Consider the following 1,635-nt stretch of genomic DNA (forward strand, 5'->3'; position numbering starts at 1 on the left):
CGCGGCGCAGGCGGGGTTGCGCGCGGGCGACGTGATCACCGCCGCCAACGGTCAGCCGATCGGTGGGCGGGACGCGCTTCGCAACTTCGAAGGCCTCCAGGCGCTCGGCAGCCGCGTGACGCTCGCCGTGCTTCGCGAGGGCAAGCCGGTCACGCTGCAGATCGGCCTGAAGGAGCAGCCGCGCTCGATCGCCGGCGCCGAGTTCGACCCGCGCCTCGCCGGCGCGACCTTTTCCGAGCTGCCTGCCAATCTGCGCAATTCCGGGCTTTCGGGCGTGCTGGTGGAATCCGTCGCACGGGGCTCGCGCGCGGCGCAGAATGGCCTGCAGGCCGGGGACGTGGTGATCGCAGCGACCACCGGCGCCGTCGATGACATCGCCGCCTTCCGCGCTGGCTTCACGCGGCAACCGGCAGATTTGGCGCTGCGCGTCATGCGCGGTGGCCAGCAGGGCGTCTTGCCCATGCGCTGAACCGCGCATTCCCAACGAATTCCAAGGAGTGAATGTTCATGGCAACCACGAATAACGGATCGACCGAAGTCGCGACGGGCAGCTTCCGCACGAACATCGGTGAGGCCGGCAGCAGCCTGAAGCAGGCGGCGGTCGACACCGGAGATGCACTCAAGAACGCGGCCGTTGCGGCTGGCGAGGAGCTACGCGTGGGCAAGGCAAACCTGAAGGCCGATCTTGCCGATACCGCGCTCGCGGGCATCGCGGCGGCCGAGGTCGCCGGCGGCGCGGCGCGCGAACAGGTCGACGCACTGATGGACAAGGGCCGTGACCTGGTCGACAGCGCGGCCGAGCTGATCCGCGAGCGCCCGCTGGCGAGCTTCGGCGTGGCCTTCGCGTCGGGCTGGCTGATCGCCAAGCTGGCGCGCGGCAGCAGCAACCGCTAAACCCCGTGTCGGGCGCCCGGAGCGCGAGCGAACGCGTAAAAACCCCGGATCAGGCTGATCCGGGGCCTGCGCCCGTGGGCGGGTCGGACGCACCGCCCGCTCCGGATATGGAAGAAGCCCTTCGCCAGGTGATAGCGGCTGGGCGTGCCAGCATGAGTGCCGCATCGGATGCGTCGAGGGCGTTCCGTGGCCTGATCGCCGCCGACGTCTCGCTGGCGCGCAGCGCGTTCGGTCGGTCGGTCGCCTTTACCGGGCTGGCGGTCGCGTTCGGTGCCAGCGCCTGGCTGCTGCTGATGGCGACGCTCGTGATGCTGCTTCGCGTGCAGGCCGGCCTGTCGTGGACGGTGGCGATGCTTGCCTGCGCGGCGCTGAGCCTGGCCGCCTGCGTGCTGGCCGCCTGGGGCGCGACGCGCTACTTCGAACACACCCGCATGAAAGCCTCGCGGCGGCAGTTCGCGCGGCTGGGCTTTGGCGAACTCGCCGACTTCACCCCCGCCGCGGGCTCGGCACGTTCGGCCAAATCCGTCGTCGACAGCGAATTGCAGACCGCGTCGGGCGAGCCGGTGACGGACGATGTCGGCGTACCGGTGACGCCGCCCTGATGGCCACTTCCTTTTCGCAGCTGATCCAGAAGGTCGAACAGGCCGAGGCCGCGCTGGAAGCGCAGGAGCGCCGCGTCGCCGCCGACTGGCGACAGCTGCGGGCGTCCTGGCGCGCGGGCTGGACGCCGGGCCGCATCGT

3 protein-coding genes are annotated in these 1,635 nt (G+C 70.7%); all 3 read left to right on the plus strand.

Annotation, left to right across the window (positions count from 1 at the left end; genetic code table 11):
• A partial coding sequence (locus FW784_RS13945; protein ID WP_149353925.1) for a PDZ domain-containing protein occupies positions 1-469 on the plus strand: 469 nt, incomplete at its 5' end.
• A gap of 38 nt (positions 470-507) precedes the next feature.
• Positions 508-894 (plus strand): hypothetical protein, encoded by a 387-nt coding sequence (locus tag FW784_RS13950; RefSeq protein ID WP_149353926.1) that lies wholly within the window; start codon positions 508-510, stop codon positions 892-894.
• A gap of 152 nt (positions 895-1,046) precedes the next feature.
• Positions 1,047-1,496 (plus strand): phage holin family protein, encoded by a 450-nt coding sequence (locus FW784_RS13955; RefSeq protein WP_235893695.1) that lies wholly within the window; start codon positions 1,047-1,049, stop codon positions 1,494-1,496.
• The last annotated feature ends 139 nt before the right edge of the window (positions 1,497-1,635 follow it).

Origin of the sequence: Cognatilysobacter lacus (assembly GCF_008274655.1) — a bacterium.
Classification (GTDB): domain Bacteria; phylum Pseudomonadota; class Gammaproteobacteria; order Xanthomonadales; family Xanthomonadaceae; genus Cognatilysobacter; species Cognatilysobacter lacus.